15 protein-coding genes are annotated in these 20,596 nt (G+C 46.0%); 11 read left to right on the top strand and 4 right to left on the bottom strand.

Annotation, left to right across the window (positions count from 1 at the left end):
• Positions 1 to 55 precede the first annotated feature (55 nt).
• Positions 56 to 2,653, top strand: coding sequence for a flagellar hook-length control protein FliK (locus MHN09_RS00215; RefSeq protein WP_239238502.1), 2,598 nt, complete (start codon positions 56 to 58; stop codon positions 2,651 to 2,653).
• 11 nt (positions 2,654 to 2,664) lie between these two features.
• Positions 2,665 to 2,982 (top strand): EscU/YscU/HrcU family type III secretion system export apparatus switch protein, encoded by a 318-nt coding sequence (locus MHN09_RS00210; protein ID WP_014948509.1) that lies wholly within the window; start codon positions 2,665 to 2,667, stop codon positions 2,980 to 2,982.
• A 136-nt stretch (positions 2,983 to 3,118) separates the two neighbouring features.
• Here MHN09_RS00210 and MHN09_RS00205 read toward each other — a convergent pair whose 3' ends face one another.
• The 4 genes from MHN09_RS00205 to MHN09_RS00190 form a co-directional block, all read right to left on the bottom strand.
• Positions 3,119 to 4,315, bottom strand: coding sequence for an ABC transporter permease (locus MHN09_RS00205; protein ID WP_039224732.1), 1,197 nt, complete (start codon positions 4,313 to 4,315; stop codon positions 3,119 to 3,121).
• Entirely contained in the window at positions 4,299 to 5,120 is an 822-nt protein-coding gene (locus tag MHN09_RS00200; protein ID WP_014978519.1) for an ATP-binding cassette domain-containing protein, read from the bottom strand. The genes MHN09_RS00205 and MHN09_RS00200 overlap by 17 nt, the downstream gene beginning before the upstream one ends.
• 316 nt (positions 5,121 to 5,436) lie before the next feature.
• Positions 5,437 to 6,483 carry a recombinase RecA gene (gene recA, locus MHN09_RS00195; RefSeq protein ID WP_014948506.1) on the bottom strand — a complete coding sequence of 349 codons (1,047 nt, stop codon included), beginning with the start codon at positions 6,481 to 6,483 and terminating at the stop codon, positions 5,437 to 5,439.
• Positions 6,484 to 6,603: 120 nt separating this feature from the next.
• Positions 6,604 to 7,143 (bottom strand): CinA family protein, encoded by a 540-nt coding sequence (locus MHN09_RS00190; RefSeq protein WP_239238500.1) that lies wholly within the window; start codon positions 7,141 to 7,143, stop codon positions 6,604 to 6,606.
• Between the two features lie 143 nt (positions 7,144 to 7,286).
• Between MHN09_RS00190 and mutS the strand changes: the two genes are divergently transcribed.
• From mutS to MHN09_RS00145, 9 genes are all read left to right on the top strand, one after another.
• Positions 7,287 to 9,908 carry a DNA mismatch repair protein MutS gene (mutS, locus tag MHN09_RS00185; protein WP_239238820.1) on the top strand — a complete coding sequence of 874 codons (2,622 nt, stop codon included), beginning with the start codon at positions 7,287 to 7,289 and terminating at the stop codon, positions 9,906 to 9,908.
• A gap of 156 nt (positions 9,909 to 10,064) precedes the next feature.
• Positions 10,065 to 11,696 (top strand): CTP synthase, encoded by a 1,632-nt coding sequence (locus MHN09_RS00180; RefSeq protein ID WP_239219969.1) that lies wholly within the window; start codon positions 10,065 to 10,067, stop codon positions 11,694 to 11,696.
• Positions 11,697 to 11,755: 59 nt separating this feature from the next.
• Positions 11,756 to 13,048 (top strand): phosphopyruvate hydratase, encoded by a 1,293-nt coding sequence (eno, locus tag MHN09_RS00175; RefSeq protein WP_014975823.1) that lies wholly within the window; start codon positions 11,756 to 11,758, stop codon positions 13,046 to 13,048.
• A 146-nt stretch (positions 13,049 to 13,194) separates the two neighbouring features.
• Positions 13,195 to 13,929, top strand: coding sequence for a hypothetical protein (locus MHN09_RS00170; protein WP_239238498.1), 735 nt, complete (start codon positions 13,195 to 13,197; stop codon positions 13,927 to 13,929).
• Positions 13,930 to 14,380: 451 nt separating this feature from the next.
• Positions 14,381 to 15,940, top strand: a complete 1,560-nt coding sequence (gene leuA / locus MHN09_RS00165; protein WP_014948485.1) for a 2-isopropylmalate synthase — start codon at positions 14,381 to 14,383, stop codon at positions 15,938 to 15,940.
• A complete protein-coding gene (leuB, locus tag MHN09_RS00160) occupies positions 15,941 to 17,038 on the top strand; it encodes a 3-isopropylmalate dehydrogenase (RefSeq protein WP_131135945.1) in 1,098 nt (365 codons plus the stop codon).
• A gap of 9 nt (positions 17,039 to 17,047) precedes the next feature.
• A complete protein-coding gene (gene leuC / locus MHN09_RS00155) occupies positions 17,048 to 18,448 on the top strand; it encodes a 3-isopropylmalate dehydratase large subunit (RefSeq protein WP_061094370.1) in 1,401 nt (466 codons plus the stop codon).
• Positions 18,449 to 18,451: 3 nt separating this feature from the next.
• On the top strand, positions 18,452 to 19,057 hold the full coding sequence (leuD, locus tag MHN09_RS00150) for a 3-isopropylmalate dehydratase small subunit (protein WP_014948483.1): 606 nt from the start codon (positions 18,452 to 18,454) through the stop codon (positions 19,055 to 19,057).
• 346 nt (positions 19,058 to 19,403) lie between these two features.
• On the top strand, positions 19,404 to 20,582 hold the full coding sequence (locus MHN09_RS00145) for an HD-GYP domain-containing protein (protein ID WP_239238496.1): 1,179 nt from the start codon (positions 19,404 to 19,406) through the stop codon (positions 20,580 to 20,582).
• Positions 20,583 to 20,596: the final 14 nt, after the last annotated feature.

The raw sequence follows: 20,596 nt of genomic DNA, 5'->3' as shown, positions 1-20,596 counted from the left end.
GCTTTGCTATACTCAAATAAGTAAGGAAAAGCGCGACATTGCCGATATCTCAATTATGACAACACCACTATCATCTCTATTGGCAGCCGCTCTAAATCAAACAACTGGCCCGACGTCGCCTGTCTCGGCCGCTTTATCGTCTACAGATGCCGCTACTCAAGGATCGAGTCGAGGAGCAACGCCTGTGATTGCCAACGCTGCGCTTTCGCAGGCTACCGCTTTAGACAATGCAGCGAAAGTGATAGTTGAACGCTTGCCTGAACGAGTGCTATCGATAACGATGACATCGAGTAATGCATCGTCAAATTTAGCGCCGTCGGTCGCCCAAGTATTGCACGTTGTCTTACCCGCAGAAGTTAACGCTAAACTCTCCAAACACGCTATTCATAATGCGCAAATTGCTCTTCTGCCCCGAACTTCAGACCAGGTCTCAAACCCAGAAACGAAAAGTGTTCAAAATGCTCCGCAGAGTCAGTTAAGCGCTCAGTCTGCAATACTCTTTTCTACAAGTTTGTCTCAACAAGGCGCGTCATTGTCTGCGCCTGATAAAGCTGAATTACTGAAAGCCGTGGCACAAGCGCTTGCTGCAAATAACGCCGCCGTTACGCTTAAGGGTCAGCTGTCTATTTCTACAAAGAGCGAAAACTTTGGGCAACTCATTCTCATCACGGCTAAAAACGAGGGTGTTCCCCTTACAGACATAAACACTGAAAAGCTGGATAGCACGGCGAAAGCAGCGCTTCAAAAGCTGGTCGGCCAGCAGGGCGTTATAGGACTAAGCCGAGCTAGCAACGGTGGAATCGCGCTGCAAATCTCTCAAGGTTTTTCCAATGGAAGCGCTGCCCCAAGAGCCAACCACAACAATTTCGCCACTATCACCCATAAAGATGTAAGTACCAACTTACAGCAACAGCTAATTTCCAGCGCTCTTAAGCAAGGCGGCGTTGCTGTTGAGCATAACTTGAGTAACCCGCCACAACTTAACGCGCTGTTACAAAGTTCAGGTGCAGACACCAGCGCGTTAAAAGTGCTCTCAGCGTTAACCTTAACGGGTAGCAAACTCTCAATTCGCACTGCGCAACAAAGCGCGTTATTACAAATAAGTTTGCCGCAGAGCAAGGCCCCTTCCCTTTCAGCTCCAACTTTGAATCTGGAGCAGGTAAATAAACTTGACCTTACACAATTACCAAAAATGACGGCGAAAGGGCTCGATGCCGTCACGGGAAATAGCTCGCTCGAAGCCTCTTCATCCATTACAAACCTAAAAGCAGCGGCTCCCACATCGCTTAAAGGAACGGATGTACACAACGCAATTAGTACACTTTCTCGGGTATTATTGAGCCAAACAGGCAGTACCAGCCAAGCATTAAGCCAACTCGTTGCTATTGTTGAGAATGGAAAGTCACCGCCAGGCAGCGGCGCTCCTCAAGCACATGAAGCCCAGCATTTCGATAAAATTTTGCAGCACCTAAAAGGCCTTGATGCACTCAACGCGAAGCCTTCGCAAGTCAAAATATCTAATGGAGAGTTTATCGGACCGCCTAAGCCTTCCAGCGAACAACTGCTAGCAACAGCAAAAGCTATATTGACGGAAGGGAAAGAAACCGCTTCAGCAGAGAATAATGGCATGCAAGGAAAAGACGGTGGGAGTAAATCTTCTCTTGTATCACTTGCCTCTATCGCACAAGCGTTAAGCTCACAGGCAAAAGGCTTATCAAATAGCTTACTGAGCAACATCGCTGCTCAACTTGCGGCTACACAAGGTAAAGGCGCAGAGATATCATCTGTGGTTTCAGATAGCCCCACCAGCCTAACCGGCTCAAAAACAAACGAAAGTGTAGCTGGTGAGAACGTAGGCGCTGTCGGCGATGTAAAAAACGGCGCGAAAAAACTAGCGCTCGATATGCACGAGCAAGGATTTTCGCAACGCTTGCAGCAGCTTATATCCTCACAGGTGCTGGTTACCACACCAATAAACTTAACCTCGCCCGTAAACACTTCCAGCTTCGTTCAAGGGCTGGTCGCCTTAGTTCAATTAGCACTAGCGGGGCGTGCCATGCAGCGTCAGCCTGGCTTAAAAACGCAAATAGATGCGCCTGACTCTATCGTTTCAAAAACGTTAGCGAATATGGGGGTAACGACTCAACCAAGTCGCGTTAGCCAAGACATGAACCAGTTAGACGGCAGACAACAGCTGCTTTCTCAACTTAAAACGCTGCTAAGTAGCCACCAGCAAAACAAAATTGCTAATGTAGATAGCCGTATTCAAGGGCAAGATAGTTTCTATTATGTATTGCCATCACTTTCACAACATCAAAGTCTACCAGAACTCTTGATAAAACGAGAGCTGGGTGGCCAAGACAATAAGCACGCACAAGCAGGCCAGCGTTCTCTTTGGAATATCACGATGAAGCTGGACATTGGTGACAGCGGACAAGTTTTGGCAAAATCAAAAATTGATAAAAGCACCATTACGTTAGACTTATATGCATCCAACGATGAAGTACTTAGGCGCATTGGCGATACCCTACCCTATTTGCAAAAACGTCTTACTTCGCTCGGCCTGGTTGTTGAAAACACCAGCTACCAGCGAGGCCACATTCCGGACACATTAAATTCGCGTCCTCATCAAATCTTTGAAACTAGGGTTTAGGTAAAGCGTTTATGACTGATTCGCAAAAGACAAAACGCGCCATCGGACTAAAATATGACGGCGGCGATAAGAAAAACGCACCTAAAGTGGTAGCAAAAGGCTACGGAGATTTGGCGGAAGCCATTATAGCCATGGCTGAAGAAACCGGGATATTAATTCATGAAGACCCTTACTTAAGCGAAGTCCTTGCTACCCTTGATGTGGGGCAAGATATCCCTGAATCGCTGTATTATGTAATTGCCGAGTTGCTGGCCTATTCTTATGTCCTTCAAGGAAAAATCCCTCCTGGTTGGGAGGGAATTATCAAGCGTATCGACTTTGAAGTGTAGTAAACACAAAACTAAAGTGTATTGAACCTTCACTTCGAGTATCAATTTTGTCCACCACATAAAAAAGCCTTGCTTCAATAAAGAATAAGCCCGCGTTTAGCGGGCTTGTTACAAGAATGCTAGATAAGTAGTTTTGTTATCTAAACAGAACCTTTTCTTTATTAAACCAATGGATACAGAAGAAAATTAATCCGGTTGCAATCACTGCGGTAGACGTAAATATGCCAAAGAGTGCAAAGTAGTCCATGGTACCTTTGAACAGCTCTTTCATCGCTAGGGCAACGTTAGTCAGCGGTACCCAAACCCAGCCGCCTTTAAGCTCTACACCAGGCATCATGGCTATAATTACAGGGAAAATAACCACCATAATAAGTGACCCCATGTAGCTTTGCGCCTCTTTAAACGAGCGAGCATAAATTGAAAGTGATAGTAGAATAGCGGCGAAAACTGCCACCACTGGCACCAACATTAGAAAGATCAGCAGGAAGTCCACAAGACCAATCATCGACATGATCTTAACCACAAACTCAACGGCCATGCCTTGCGATAACACCAGTCCCCATATAGCCATGGAAGAAACGGTAATAAGCGCAGTAATTATCCCCGCAGTAGCGATAGTAAAGAATTTACCCAGTACCAGCTTATGACGGTCCATCGGCGATATAAGTAGTGTTTCTAATGTACCCCGCTCTTTCTCACCGGCACCTAAGTCAGCCGCTGGGGCCATAGCGCCTTGAAGGCACAAGATGAAGATGAAATATGGCAGCATACCGCCTAAGCGTTCACCCCACACTTCGCGATCGTCGGCGACATTTTGCTTTTCTATCTTGATTGGCTTTAGCAAGGCCTCTTGCTGAGTTTCATCTAGATTAAGCTGCGCAAAAGCGGTTTGTTGGAATGCATCGGTGTATTCATCAATGATGTCGGATACGCGCCCCATCACCTTATTTAGACCAGCATCGTTGAGATAAAGCTCAATTTTATGCTGACCTGAACGCAAAACATCGCTATCAAAGGTTTCGGGAATAACCAAAACAAAATCTAATGTTTCGTTTTTGATGAGTTTAGCGTAGTCAGTCTCATCGCCAATCGCAACCGATTCGAATTTATCTGATGCGTCGTTAAAAGACTGAACAATTGCTGGCGCGTAAGCTTCACCAACTATCGCGTATTTCAGTATTTTATTTTCCGCTTTATCCGCCGCTGAACTCATGAAAAAGAACGCGACACCGAAAATAGCTGGGAATAATAAAAGCGGTAGACCAATCATGAATATGATGGTTTTCTTATCCCGTAATAGTTCTTTGAATTCCTTTTTAAAGATTAACCACATTACCCATCTCCTCAGAATCCATTGATAGTGTTTTTAGGAAGCTCTTATGCATTTGCCCGCCAGCCCCGTCATTACCAGACAAAGCGCTAAAGGCAGCTAGCGAATCGTTAAATACCGTTTCACCTTGGTTAATCACGGTCACCTTGTCGCAAAGGGTTTGCACCTCATCAAGGTGGTGAGTAGAGAAAATAACCGGGGTACCTTTATCTTTAAGGCGCTGAATAAATTCCATCACGGTACTCGTTGCCATAATATCAAGGCCGGTAGTAGGTTCATCAAGCACCACTAGTTCAGGCTCGTGTATAACAGCGCGAGCAATAGAAACTTTTTGCTTCATCCCTGATGAGAAATTCTCGGCACGTCTATCAAGGAAGGTTTGCATATCGAGTAAATCAGCTAACTCTTCAATACGCGCGTTAATCACATTTTTTGGAATACCGTGCAATTCACCGAAGTAGCTAATATTCTCTCGGCCACTCAAACGACCATAAAGGCCCGTTGAGCTAGATAAAAAGCCAATTTTTTTACGGGCAATATTAGGGTTAGAAAGCACATCCTCACCACCAATGATAACTTTTCCGCTATCAGGCTTTAGTGCTGTTGAAAGCATGCGAAGTGTGGTTGTTTTGCCAGCTCCATTTGGCCCTAAGAGCCCAAGTACCTGTCCTTTTTCGCAAGTAAACGACACATCCCTTACCGACTGGAAATAGCGCCCTTTTAATCGCGGGTCCTTTTTTTCCTGTTCGCTAAGCTTTTTCGGGTTCTCCACCTCAAAACGCTTAGCAAGGCCTGATATTTCAATCATTTCCCTTCCCTCTTCTCACGTGTGAACAGTAGCACCGTTCATTATTGTTGTAGGCTTGCTTTGCTGTAGCCGCAAATTATGCCGTTCTATTTGTTTAAAATTGTTTTAGCGTACTAACCAGCTTTGGCAGTAATGGCCATTGCATCCTAGTAGTCTGTACTTACAAATATTTATTACAGCATTCCTTGTTTTTATTTGTTGTACAAGTTTCAGCCTTGCATTAAGTGTTAGTAAATATTTCTTAATATACCCTTTGATGAAGCCATAAAAAAACCCACCAAGCGGTGGGTTCTTAATATGCGGTTAAGCGCTAATTTTACTCAGGAAGCACATCGTCTTCTTGCTGAGGTACCGCTTCCTCTGCTTTCATTGTTTTAGAAAGCAAAAGTTCTTGGCGGATCTTGGTTTCAATCTCGTTTGCGATCTCAGGGTTCTCTTTCAAGAACTTCATTACGTTCGCTTTACCTTGACCAATGCGGTCGCCCTTGTAGCTATACCAAGCACCCGCTTTATCAACTAGCTTTTGCTTAACACCAAGGTCGATAAGCTCAGCTTCTTTGCTGATACCTTCGCCGTAGCGGATCATAAATTCAGCTTGCTTAAACGGAGGTGCAACTTTGTTCTTCACTACCTTAACGCGAGTTTCGTTACCAACTACCTCGTCGCCTTCTTTCACTGCACCAATACGGCGAATGTCTAGACGAACAGAAGAGTAGAACTTAAGCGCGTTACCACCGGTTGTAGTTTCTGGGTTACCAAACATAACACCAATCTTCATACGAATTTGGTTAATGAAGATACACAGTGTATTTGAACGCTTGATGTTTGCAGTTAACTTACGCAACGCTTGCGACATTAGGCGCGCCTGAAGACCAACGTGAGAATCACCCATGTCACCTTCAATTTCAGCTTTAGGTGTAAGCGCCGCTACCGAGTCAACAATAACAACATCTACCGCACCTGAACGTACAAGCATGTCGCAAATTTCTAGCGCTTGCTCACCAGTATCAGGCTGAGATACCAATAGTTCGTCGATGTTTACGCCTAGTTTTTCAGCATATACCGGGTCAAGGGCGTGTTCCGCATCAACGAAGGCACAGGTTTTACCCTTGCGCTGCGCTTCAGCAATAACTTGAAGCGTTAGCGTGGTTTTACCTGATGATTCAGGACCGTAGATTTCGACAACTCGTCCACATGGCAAACCGCCTATACCTAGAGCGATATCAATGGTAAGTGAGCCAGTAGAAATCGCTTCAATATCCATGGCTTGGTTATCGCCTAAACGCATGATAGCGCCTTTACCAAATTGCTTTTCAATTTGGCCAACTGCGGCGGTTAAAGCTTTTGATTTGTTATCGTCCACGTATGTATCCTCTAGGATTTGCGGTTAAATTCTGTATTGGTGTTTTCCATATCTTGTATGAAATTACCAAATAATGATCACATTCTATACTGTACAAGCATACAGTTTCAACCAGTGTTTTTAATTTTCACTCAACATTTTAACTAAGTGAGTAACCGCAAAGCTAATAGCGTGTTGACGTACTTCGTCGCGATTGCCGCTAAACACCTGTTTAATTTGCGCTTCGTGTTCTCCACATAAAAAGCCAAACCATACCGTGCCCACTGGTTTTTCTTTGCTACCACCGCCAGGACCGGCAATGCCACTCACCGTTACAACAAGTTGCGCTCCGCTATTACGGCGCACGCCCTCTGCCATTTCAATTACCGTTTGCTTCGACACCGCGCCGTACTCTTTTAGCGTCTGCTCTGTTACGCCCAGTATGCTTTGCTTTGCGTCGTTTGAGTACGTCACCCAGGATTGGTTAAACCAATCAGAACTGCCAGCCACACTGGTAAAAGCAAAAGCGACTCCTCCGCCTGTACACGACTCAGCGCTTGATACAGTCCAACCTTTTTCCCTTAGTGCGTCGCCTAACACCTGAACTTGCGCAGATAATGCGCTATCAAGCGTTAAAGGGGTGGCGTTTGCTGTCGAATCAGTTGAAAATGTTGTGCTCATTTGGATATACCTAATTACACCTGTTGTGCTTTATCAGATCTTCGCTTGATCTTAGTGGGCGTGAGTTTATCATTTATTCCCCTCAACAGGCATTAAACCCAGCAACAAATTCGCAGAGGCATTTTTTGGAATCACATACTCCTATGATGCGCCAATACCTGACTATTAAGGCGCAGCATCCGAATATTTTACTGTTTTATCGCATGGGCGACTTTTATGAGTTGTTTTACGACGATGCCAAAAAAGCTGCTGAATTACTGGATATCTCATTAACAGCCAGAGGAAAATCTGGTGGTGAACCTATTCCTATGGCTGGTGTGCCTTATCATGCGGTAGAAAGCTATCTGTCACGCTTAGTGAAAATGGGCGAGTCAGTAGCCATTTGTGAACAGGTAGGCGACCCAGCCACCAGTAAAGGCCCTGTTGAACGCGCAGTACAACGCATTGTTACGCCCGGTACAGTCACCGACGAAGCGCTGTTAGAAGAACGTCGCGACAATATTCTGGCCGCCGTTTGTGGTCACAGTATGCACTATGGGCTGGCAACCCTAGATGTTACAAGTGGTCGTTTTGTTGTGTTTGAATGTGACAGCGATGAAAGCCTACTTGCTGAAATTCAGCGCATTAACCCAGCTGAACTGCTCTATCCTGAAGGATTTGAAAGCTTAGCATTGGTTGAAAACCGCAAAGGACTTAGACGCCGTCCTGAATGGGAATTCGACATTGATACCGCCACAGAGCAATTAAACGCACAGTTTGAAACCAAAACATTAGATGGCTTTGGAATAAAAGGCGTCACAAAAGGCTTAGGCGCAGCGGGCTGCGTTTTACAATATGTAAAAGATACCCAGCGCACTGCTCTGCCTCACATTCGCCGCATTCAGACCGAACAGCAAGACAGCCGCGTTCAGCTTGATGCTGCCACCCGCAGAAACCTAGAACTTACCCATAATTTGTCGGGCGGACAGGAAAATACGCTGTTTAGCGTGATGGATACCACCACTACGGCCATGGGTAGTCGTATGCTACAGCGGGTTATTCACTCGCCTTTAACCGACCAGCATGAGCTGCACAGCCGTTTAGATGCTGTTGAAACGTTTATTAATGATGACCCTGAAGATATTCGCACCGCGTTAAAGCACATTGGTGATATAGAACGTATTATGGCGCGCTTAGCCCTTCGTTCAGCCAGGCCACGGGACTTTGCTCGCCTAAAAAATGCGTTTAATGCGCTGCCTGATTTACAAGATGCCCTAGCGCGATTCGACACAGGCCAAATCAGAAGTATCAGCGAAACCATTGGCACTTACCCTGAGCTTCAAGCTCTGTTAAATGATGCCATTATCGATAACCCGCCAGTGGTAATACGGGATGGCGGCGTGATTGCCGAGGGCTACAACGCCGAACTTGATGAATTGCGCAAGCTATCACAAGGAGCTACCGACTACTTAGACGCTATGGAACAGCGTGAACGCGAGCGCACCGGCATTTCTACGCTAAAAGTGGGCTATAACAAAGTTCACGGGTTCTTTATTGAAATTAGCCGGGCGAACAGTGCATTGGCGCCCGCTGAATATATTCGAAGACAAACCCTTAAAAACACTGAACGTTATATAACGCCAGAACTTAAAGAGCACGAAGATAAAGTGCTAAGCAGTCAGGGCGCTGCGCTTGCTCTTGAAAAGCAGCTTTATGAAGCCTTGTTTGACAACTTTGCGCCGCACTTAAACAACTTAATTGAAACCGCCGCGGCGCTAGCCAAATTAGACGTGCTGTGCTGTCTTGCCGAACGCGCAGTCTCCCTTGATTGGTATCGACCTCATTTGAGTCAAGAATGTGCGCTTACTTATGATGCCGGTCGCCACCCTGTGGTTGAGAACGTGATGAAAGACCCCTTCATTGCCAACCCGCTTCAGCTAGATACCGAGCGCCGCATGCTGATTATTACTGGCCCGAACATGGGCGGTAAATCAACTTACATGCGCCAAACAGCGCTGATTGCGTTACTAGCCTGTATTGGTAGCTTTGTACCTGCTGAAAACGCCCACATAGGAAAACTTGACCGTATATTTACCCGTATTGGTGCATCAGATGACTTAGCCTCAGGTCGCTCTACCTTTATGGTTGAGATGACAGAAACGGCGAACATTCTCAACAATGCCACAGAAAACTCACTGGTATTAATGGATGAAATTGGTCGTGGTACCAGTACCTATGACGGATTGTCACTGGCGTGGGCATGCGCAAGTTATTTAGCAAAGCAGCTGAATGCTTATACGCTTTTTGCCACGCATTACTTTGAACTAACTGAACTTCCAGAAACCCAAAGTGGCGTAGTGAATGTGCACTTAGACGCGATGGAGTTTGAAGATACCATACGCTTCATGCATACCGTATCAGAAGGCGCGGCGAGCAAAAGCTTTGGTTTACAAGTTGCCCAACTTGCAGGCGTACCTAAGGCGGTAATAAAAGCGGCGCAACAGAAGCTTGCGGTGTTGGAATCATCACACCTTATGACCAGCACGGAAGATGAACCAGAGAACGCCAACGACGAGGCTTTTGTAGCGAAGAGCTCGGTAAAAGGTGCAAATAAAACAAGCGCATCAGGTAAAGCTACATCAAATACCAAAGGCCAAGCTGAAATGCTGTTCCCTGATAAGCCGCACCCGGTAGTAGAAGCCCTTGAAAACTTGTCACCCGATGAGCTATCACCGCGCCAAGCGCTAGACCTTATCTACACACTTAAGCGCCTGAGCCAGTCTTAAAGCAAGCTTAAGCGCGTATAAATTGCGCATCATGTGGGCAAATTGATTGTCTGCCCACATGAATTTGCGTATACTATCGCCCCGTCCAAAGTGTAGCTGGTTTTGTTCTAAACTCAGCCTATATTTACCATACAACCCAAACGTTCTAGGTTTCGCATGACAAATTATATTTTCGTCACCGGTGGTGTAGTTTCATCGCTAGGTAAAGGTATTGCTGCAGCATCGTTGGCCGCAATTCTGGAAGCTCGCGGTCTCACCGTAACCATGTTAAAACTCGACCCTTACATCAATGTCGACCCAGGCACTATGAGCCCTATCCAGCATGGTGAAGTATTTGTTACCGATGACGGCGCTGAGACCGACCTTGATCTTGGTCACTATGAGCGTTTTATTCGCACCCGCATGACCAAGCGCAACAACTTCACTACCGGCCGTGTATATGAAGAAGTATTAAAGCGCGAGCGTCGCGGTGATTACCTTGGTGCAACAATTCAGGTTATCCCTCATATCACCAATGAAATTAAGCGCCGCGTAATTGAAGGTGCTGAAGGTCATGATGTAGCTATTGTTGAAGTGGGCGGAACCGTAGGTGACATCGAGTCACAACCTTTCTTGGAAGCAATTCGTCAGCTAGGTACCGAAGTAGGTCGTGAACGCGCTATGTTCATGCACTTAACGCTAGTACCTTATATGCCAGCATCAGGTGAAGTAAAAACTAAGCCTACGCAGCACTCGGTAAAAGAGCTTCGCTCTATTGGTATTCAGCCAGATATTCTCGTTTGTCGTTCAGTAGGTGCATTGCCGGCCAGTGAGCGCTCGAAAATCGCCCTATTCACAAACGTTGCTGACAAAGCCGTTATTTCTTTGAAAGACGTAGACAGCATTTACCGCATCCCTGCTGCACTTAAAGCACAAGGCATGGATCAGCTAGTTGTAGACCGCTTCGGTCTTGAGTGTGAAGAAGCCGACTTATCTGAGTGGGAACAAGTACTTTACGCAGAGTCAAACCCTACTGCAGAAGTTAACATTGGCATGGTAGGCAAGTATGTTGAATTACCTGACGCTTATAAGTCTGTTAACGAAGCGCTTAAGCATGCTGGCCTTAAAAACCGTCTAACTGTGAACATCCACCACATTGACTCACAAGACGTGGAAAGCAAAGGTACCCAAATTCTAGAACAACTTGATGCTATCTTAGTACCTGGTGGCTTTGGTGAGCGCGGTATAGAAGGCAAAATTGCTGCTGCGCGTTATGCTCGTGAAAACAAAGTCCCTTACCTTGGCATTTGCTTAGGTATGCAGGTAGCACTTATCGAGTACGCGCGCAATGTTGCAGGTATGGAAAATGCGAACAGCACAGAGTTCGACCCTGAAACGCCTTATCCTGTTGTGGGCCTAATCACTGAGTGGTTAGACGCAGCTGGTACAACTGAAACTCGCACTGAAAACTCAGATCTTGGTGGTACTATGCGCTTAGGTAGTCAGCTATGTCACCTTATTGAAGGTACAAAAGTTCATGAGATGTATGGTAATGCCGAAATTTATGAGCGTCACCGTCACCGTTACGAAGTGAACAACAACCTGCGTGACCAAATCGAAGCCGCTGGATTAAAGGTAAGTGGTTTGTCCACTGACAAGCGACTTGTAGAAGTGGTGGAAATCCCTGATCATCCTTGGTTCATTGCGGGCCAATTCCACCCTGAGTTCACATCAACTCCTCGGGATGGACACCCATTATTCACTGGTTTCGTTGCTGCGGCAGGAAAATACCAGAAAGAAAATCACTAATTTCTAATAAAAGGGGTGCTCTCTCCCGTTGCACCCCATTCAATTGTTGAGGAAAAAACATGGCGAAAATTAGTCGCATTATCGGACGCGAAATCTTAGATTCACGCGGAAACCCTACCGTAGAAGCAGATGTATACTTAGAATCAGGCGTAATGGGCCGTGCTGCAGCACCATCTGGTGCCTCTACTGGTAGCCGCGAAGCACTAGAGCTACGCGACGGCGACAAGTCTCGTTACCTAGGTAAAGGTGTAACAAAGGCAGTTGCAGCAGTTAACGATACCATCGCGCCAGCGCTTATCGGTAAAGACGCACTAGCGCAAGCTGATATCGACGGCATCATGATTGACCTTGATGGCACAGAAAACAAAGAAACCCTTGGTGCGAACGCAATTCTTGCAGTTTCTCTTGCTGTAGCTAAAGCGGCTGCGGCGGAAAAAGGCGTAGCGCTTTACGAGCACATTGCAGACCTAAACGGTACATCTGGCCAATACTCTATGCCAGTACCTATGATGAACATCATCAACGGTGGTGAGCACGCTGACAACAACGTAGACATTCAAGAGTTCATGGTACAGCCAGTTGGCGCGAAGAGCTTCAAAGAAGCACTACGTATGGGTGCAGAAATCTTCCACGCTCTTAAGAAAGTACTGTCTGCTAAAGGTCTTAATACAGCAGTTGGTGACGAAGGTGGTTTTGCCCCTAATCTTAGCTCAAACGCTGAAGCGCTTGCAGTAATCGTAGAAGCCGTTGAAAACGCTGGCTATAAAATGAATGAAGACATCACCCTTGCACTAGACTGCGCGGCGTCTGAATTCTATAAAGAAGGCAAATACGTACTATCTGGTGAAGACAAGAGCTTCGATTCAGAAGCGTTTGGCGATTACCTTGCTGACCTTTCTTCACAATACCCAATTGTATCTATTGAAGACGGCCTGGACGAAAGCGACTGGGACGGCTGGGCAAGCCTAACTAAGAAGATTGGCGACAAAGTACAGCTAGTTGGTGACGACTTGTTTGTAACTAACACTAAAATTCTTAAGCGCGGTATTGATAACGGTATTGGTAACTCAATCCTTATCAAGTTCAACCAAATCGGTTCACTAACTGAAACCCTTAACGCTATTAAAATGGCAAAAGATGCGGGCTTTACGGCAGTTATCTCTCACCGTTCTGGTGAAACTGAAGACGCCACTATTGCCGACCTAGCAGTAGGTACAGCGGCGGGCCAAATCAAAACGGGTTCACTATGCCGTTCTGACCGTGTTGCTAAGTACAACCAGTTACTTCGTATTGAAGAAGCACTAGGTGACGCTGCTACTTACAAAGGCCGTAGCGAAATCAAAGGTCAATAATTGACGCCTGAGATTATGATGAAAAGCCGCTTTCTATAGCGGCTTTTTTTGTGTCTATTTTTCGCATTGTTTAATGAAACCGTGTAGCAACAAGCGCTTAATCTTGCTAGGGTTAAATAACTTTAGACAGGTATTTGATAATCCCGATGGCTTCAGGCGACAAACTTTCCCACTCTTTGCCCAACTCCCAAGTTGGCTTTTTCAGTGAAGCTGGTGAACTCGGCGGAAGCCACCCTCAATTCAATGAAATATGTACTGCTCTGTATGAAAGAGAAATCGTCTCTCTAGCTCATAGCGGGATAAAAAACCTATCGCTGCTAAAGCGTCGAATGGGCGGGCTTCCTTATCACGTGAAAGCTATTGCTCGATATATGATTAGTAATGGCATCGCAAACAATCCATCCCCGCTAAAAACAGATACCCATAATGGAAGTTGGTATGCCAAGCAATCTGCAAAGTGCCCCGGCATTAATCATTTAGACGATGTAGAAAAGCGAGAAGCGTGGTATACGAAAAACGCTAGGTATGGTCTTGTTGTACCTGTTTTAATTTTAAATATGGAAGGCTCTCACATTGAGCTTGATTCCATTGATATGGTAAACCAAGACAATACCCAGCTCCATCTGAACAAAAATGGATGGTTTGCTAACTCGGGTGAATGCATTCACTCAACAACACTACGCGATGAATTGGAAGCGGCTACGGCACTTTCAGTTCAAAACAAAATACTGCTGCGGCCTTCAAAGTCGATAATGACCGCTGCATGCTGTGGCCACGCATGGAGCTTTAAATCCAAGCGTTCACCACGTGCCTTATCCCTTCGCGAAATGCGCTTATCGACTCAAATCAACTGGAAGAACTTTACGCTGCTTAATAGGTAACAAAGCCCCAAAAAGAATAAAAACCCAGCATATTAGCATAAAAAACCACAATCTCTTTTGCATCTCCACAGCCAAATTTAGTACAAACATCCTAACCAACATCATATATAGTAAATTAATCCCCTCATAAATGGCTGTAGTTACTGGTCACGTTGCTCTCAGGCCAAGATCGTTAGGACAAGTATCCTAAATAATTAAAAGAAAGCATTTATACACGAAAAATATACTCATTATCGTAAACAATGGTTGACCTCTTCATGCCACATGGGTACATTGTCGCTATCAACTTGGTCAGCAAAGAAACAACAGCTCATGCGTATTCGTTTCCTTCTTCTATCTCTACTCCTTATGGCAGCCAGACTGCACGGGTAGATTGCGACCAGCGATTTAATTTCACAAAAACCCGTGCCAAGCACGGGTTTTTTTTTAACTATTCAACTGAGAGAGCGTCATGACAAATCAAGTGAAGATCTTTGATACCACATTGCGAGACGGTGAGCAGGCCTTACCTGCAAGCCTAAGTGCCAAAGAGAAATTGCAGATCGCGCTGGCGCTCGAACGGTTAGGCGTTGACATCATTGAGGCAGGCTTTCCTGTATCGTCACCGGGCGATTTTCGCTCTGTACAAATGATTGCCAAAGAAGTTAAGAACTCCATCGTTTGTGGCCTATCTCGCGCATTGCCGGGTGATATTGATGCATGCGGACAAGCATTAAGCGTTGCTGAGCAATTCAGAATTCACACCTTCATCGCAACGTCAGAGATTCACGTAGGTGCCAAGCTTCGCAAGTCACAAGATGAAATTGTAGATATGGCCGTAGCCGCGGTGAAACATGCACGTAAGTATACTGACGATGTAGAGTTTTCCTGTGAAGATGCGGGGCGTACCCATATTGATTACCTATGCCGAATGGTTGAAGCCGCTATTAGCGCTGGCGCGACGACGGTGAATATTCCGGACACCGTAGGCTACACAACACCTACAGAGTTTGGCGGTATTATTCAGCAATTGTTTAATCGCGTTCCAAATATCGATAAAGCAACCATTTCAGTGCATTGTCACAACGACTTGGGCTTAGCGGTAGCAAATTCATTAGCAGCTGTTGAGCAAGGTGCCAGACAGGTTGAATGTACGATAAACGGTATTGGCGAGCGTGCTGGTAATGCATCACTTGAAGAAATTGCTATGATCTTGCAAACCCGTAAGAACATGTTGGGCTTTGAAACTAACATTAATTCTACCGAAATATCGCGCACATCTAAGCTAGTCAGCCAGCTTTGTAACATGCCAGTTCAATCAAACAAGGCCATTGTTGGCGCGAATGCGTTTAGCCATTCATCTGGTATTCACCAAGACGGTGTCTTAAAAGCGCAAAATACCTATGAAATTATGACTCCAGAAAGTGTGGGTATTAATAAGAACAACCTAAACTTAACGTCACGTTCTGGCCGTCATGTGATTAAGCATCGCTTAACCGAACTTGGCTATAAAACCGAAGACTATGACTTAGAAGCGGTGTATGACGCATTCTTAAAGTTAGCGGATAAAAAAGGCCAAGTATACGATTACGACCTTGAAGCCTTGTTGTTCTTCGATAAGCAAAAGCACGACCAAGCACACTTCCAGTTGCTTTATCTTCAAGCGAATTCAGGGCGTGAAATTATTCCAAGCGCCACCGTTAAAATGAAAGTGGGCACTGAAGAAATTACCCAGTCTAGCATTGGAAACGGCCCGGTAGATGCGGCTTATAAGGCCATCATGTCTATACTAGGTCACGAAGATTTAGAAGTTGTCGACTTTAAATTAGATTCAAAAGGTGAAGGTGCCGACGCTTTGGCGCAAGTGAGCGTTATCGCTACATATAAAGGCCGTCGTTTCCATGGAATCGGCTTGGCTACAGATATTGTGGAAGCCGGCGTTAAAGCCCTTATCTTTGTATTAAACAACACATATTTAGCCGATCAAATTGATCAGCAAAAAAATCAACAAGAACGCGTTGCAGGAGTATAAATGAGCCAGTATTCAATTGCCGTATTAGCCGGAGACGGTATCGGCCCAGAAGTTATGCAGGAAGCCAATAAGGTTTTAGATGCTGTTGAAAAGAAGTTTAACGTCACCCTCAACCGTACTGCATATCCTGTAGGTGGCTACGCCATTGATACTGAAGGCGAAGCGCTACCCTCAAAAACGCTTTTGGGCTGTGAGCAAGCCGATGCGATCTTGTTTGGCAGTATCGGTGGCCCTAAGTGGGACACCTTGCCGTTAGAGCAACGTCCTGAGCGTGCCGCACTACTTACCCTTCGCAGTCATTTTGACCTGTTCAGCAACTTGCGCCCAGCTCGCATTTATCCGGGCCTTGAAAGCCTGTCTCCCCTTCGTGAAGACATTGCTAAATCAGGCGTAGATGTTTTGGTAGTGCGCGAGTTAACCAGCGGTATCTACTTTGGTCAGCCGAAGGGCCGAGAAGGTGAAGGCGAAGAAGAATTCGCGTATGACACTATGCGTTACAGTAAACGTGAAATTCGCCGTATTGCTATTGCAGCGTTTGAAGCAGCACAGAAGCGTCGCGGCAAAGTGACTTCAGTGGACAAAGCTAACGTACTGGTAACCAGTCGTTTATGGCGTGAAATTGCTGAAGAAGTCGCAAAAGACTATCCAAATGTAGAACTTGACCATATCTACATCGACAATGCCACTATGCAAATAATGAAGAACCCAGCGCAGTTCGATGTGATGCTGTGTTCAAACCTTTTTGGCGATATCGTTTCTGATGAATGCGCTATGATGACGGGCTCTATGGGCTTGTTGCCATCGGCAAGCATGAACGAGGAAGGCTTTGGCCTTTATGAGCCAGCAGGCGGTTCGGCCCCAGATATTGCAGGCCAAGGCATTGCTAACCCTATCGCACAAATTTTATCGGCCGCCATGATGCTGCGTTTCAGCATGAACTTGAATGATGCTGCCGACGCAATTGAAAAAGCAGTAGTGGCAACGCTAGAAGCAGGAGTACTTACGGGCGAGTTATTACCTGCAGATAAACGCAGCCAAGCGGCAAGCACGTCGCAAGTAGGCGATGAAATCGTTAAACAATTAATGGCGCAGGAGTAAAACAACCTCATGGCCAAGACCTTATATGACAAAGTGTGGCAAGCCCACATTATTGACCAAATCGGTGAAGACAGCTTAATTTATATCGACCGTCACCTAATTCACGAAGTGACGTCACCTCAGGCATTCGCTGGCCTTAATGAAAAAGGCCGTAAAGTACGACGCCCTGATCGCACGGTTGGCACCATGGATCACAGCATTTCAACCCGTTCACTGGCAATTGATGCCTGTGGTCCGGCAAATGCGCTTCAGCTACAAACCTTGGCAAAAAACTGTGAAGAACACGGCATTCAGCTATTTCCAGTGGGCCACCAAAAGCAAGGTATCGTGCACGTTATGGGCCCTGAATTAGGTTTAATTCAGCCTGGTATGACGGTGGTGTGTGGTGACTCACACACTGCAACCCACGGTGCATTTGGTGCGCTGGCATTTGGTATTGGTACCTCTCAGGTAGAGCATGTATTGGCCACGCAAACGTTGAAACAAAGCCGCGCGAAAAGCATGCTTATCAACGTAAATGGCAAGCTTCCTGTCGGTATTACCGCAAAAGACATTATTCTTGCCATTATCGGCAAAATTGGCCACGCTGGCGCTACTGGCCATGTTATCGAATACGCAGGTGAAGCTATCCGCGGTTTGAGCATGGAAGAGCGCATGACGGTGTGCAACATGAGTATTGAAGCTGGCGCGAAAGCTGGCCTTGTTGCACCAGACGAGAAAACCTTCGCCTACCTTGAAGGCCGCGAATACGCACCTAAGGGTCAAGACTGGGAAGACGCTGTCGCTTATTGGAAAACCCTTTATACCGAAGAGGGCGCAACCTTTGACACTGTGGTTGAACTTGAAGCGGCAGATATCGCTCCTCAGGTTACGTGGGGCACTAACCCAGGCCAGGTTATTGGCGTAAATACACCGGTACCTGCCCCTGAAGACTTCAGTGACCCGATTGAAAAAGAGAGCGCAGTAAAAGCGCTTGAGTATATGGGGTTAAAACCCGGTGAAAAGCTTGCTGACGTTGCAGTAAACCACGTATTTATCGGCTCATGTACCAACGGTCGTATTGAAGATATGCGCGCAGCGGCACAAATCGCCAAGCGCGGTAAAGTCGCCGATTCAGTGACTGCGATTGTCGTTCCAGGGTCGGGTAACGTTAAACGCCAAGCTGAAGCAGAAGGCTTAGATAAAATCTTTATCGATGCTGGCTTTGAGTGGCGGTTGCCAGGTTGCTCTATGTGCCTTGGTATGAATGACGACAAGCTAGTGGCAGGCGATAGATGTGCCTCTACCAGTAACCGTAACTTTGAAGGCCGTCAAGGCCGTGGTGCGCGCACTCACTTGGTAAGCCCAGCAATGGCTGCCGCTGCTGCAATTACCGGTCGCTTTGCTGACGTTAGAGATTATCAGGAGTAACTTATGTCTGAACAAGGTTTTACACAACACACAGGCATTGCTGCGCCGCTTGATCAGGCCAATGTCGATACCGACCAAATTATTCCAAAACAGTTTCTAACTGGCGTAACGCGTGCTGGCTACGGCAAACATTTGTTTCACGACTGGCGTTATTTGGATTTAGAAGAGAAAGAGCCAAACCCAGCGTTCGCGCTGAATAAGCCTGAGCACAAAGGTGCGAGTCTGTTGCTAGCTCGCGAAAACTTTGGTTGTGGATCAAGCCGAGAACACGCGCCGTGGGCACTTGCCGACTTTGGATTTAAAACGGTTATTGCCACCAGCTTTGCTGATATTTTTTACGGCAACTGCATTAATAATCAGCTAGTGCCTGTGGCATTATCAAGCGAGCAAATGGACGCTTTGTTTGCTGCAGTGAAGGCAGACCCAGCAACTAAGATCACCGTTGATCTTCCAGCGCAAACAGTAAGTTTTAACGATACAAGCTTCAGCTTCGATATTGCTGAGCATCACAAAAACAACCTTATTAAAGGCTTAGATGCTATCGGTCAAACGCTTGAACTCACAAGTGCTATAGAAGCCTTCGAAGATAAACAGCCCGCGTGGTTGTAAAAGCGTGGGGCTTTAGCGCTTAACAACGCCCTAGCATGACACATGGGTGCTGTCGAGAGATGGCACCCTGTTTATTTCTCTCATCTATGCCTCTACCTTAACTTCGCATCAAGACGCCTAATACCAATCCGCAATAAAAATATCAGTTCACCTGATTTGAGCCATAAGCAACTTCTCGGCACATTTACACGTCACGCGTTTTCTCACGAATTCGGTAATCCTACATTCGCCGACTCTAGCTATACTAAAGACTAATAAACTCCTCACTTTTTTCACTGGAATATCGTACTATTCGTTTCTATTGTAATTGAAGGCTATGGCAACGTTGTGCCTCACAGGAGAGATAATGCTAGAACAGGTACCCATTGATGATTTGCAGCCAGGAATGTACGTCAATCAAGTACTTGAACAAACAGGTTCACTTAAAATGCGCTCTAAAGGCATTGTGAAAACCCAAGCCATTATTGATAGTCTAAAATCGAAAGGTATTTTAAGCGTCGAAGTAGATCTTGCGAAATCTAAGCTGCCCGAGCCAGCTAAAGAAAAAGAGCCTGAAGTGACTAAACCGGTTGTTAAGCCAGTGGGTCGTGATTCAATTAACGAAGCCAACGAGCTTTACAGCAGCGCAATTGCCATTCAAAGCAGCTTTTTAAAGTCGCTTAAAAATGGGGCGGTAAAAGATTTGTCTCCCATGGAGTCGCTGTCGCAAAGCCTGATCGAAAGTGTATTTGATAATAAAGATGCGCTGAGCTGCCTGACTATGATCAAGGATACCGACCAGTACCTTCTTGAGCACAGTATTAATTGCAGTGTACTAAGCGGCATTTTCTGTGAGTTTCTTGGCTATGACAGAGATACCACAGAGCAAGTGAGTTTAGGCGCCCTATTGATGGATATCGGCATGTCTTCCCTGCCAGATGAAATTCGCAATAACACAGGCGAATTTTCCAGTGATGATTGGGAAGTGATGAAAACCCACGTTGAAATTGGTGCAGACCTAGTTGAACAGTGTGGCGATATTTCTGACCTATCACTACGCATTATTGAAGAGCACCACGAGCGCGTTGATGGAAGCGGCTACCCGAGAGGATTGGTTGGTGACGAAATCTCAGAGTTCGCGCGTATTGCTGCCATTGTGGATGCATACGATGCCATGACATCTAATCGTACGCACAAAAACAGTATCACGCCTACTCAGGCGCTAAAGCGACTAACTGCGACAGAGAACTTAGACCAAGAATTGGTAAAACAATTTATCCAGTGTATTGGCGTGCACCCTGTTGGCTCCTTAGTGAGGTTAAAGAGCGGTAAATTAGGTATTGTTAGCAAAATCAACCCTAAAGACCCCGTAAGCCCTCACGTTATGACCTTTTACAGCGTGACGTCGCAGCATTTCAATGAAGTGAAACGCGTTGATTTAAGTCAGTACGACGATGAGATTGTGTCAGGCGTTCGCCCCGAAGAGTTTAGTTTGAACTTACCAAAATTCTTTAAAGACGTTTTCATCAATCAGATGCCGCTGTAGAAAACACAGTTTAA

The sequence above is a fragment of the Alteromonas sp. MmMcT2-5 genome (genome assembly GCF_022348315.1).
GTDB classification, from domain to species: Bacteria; Pseudomonadota; Gammaproteobacteria; order Enterobacterales; family Alteromonadaceae; genus Alteromonas; species Alteromonas macleodii.
This window is presented reverse-complemented; position numbering and strand designations above follow the sequence as displayed.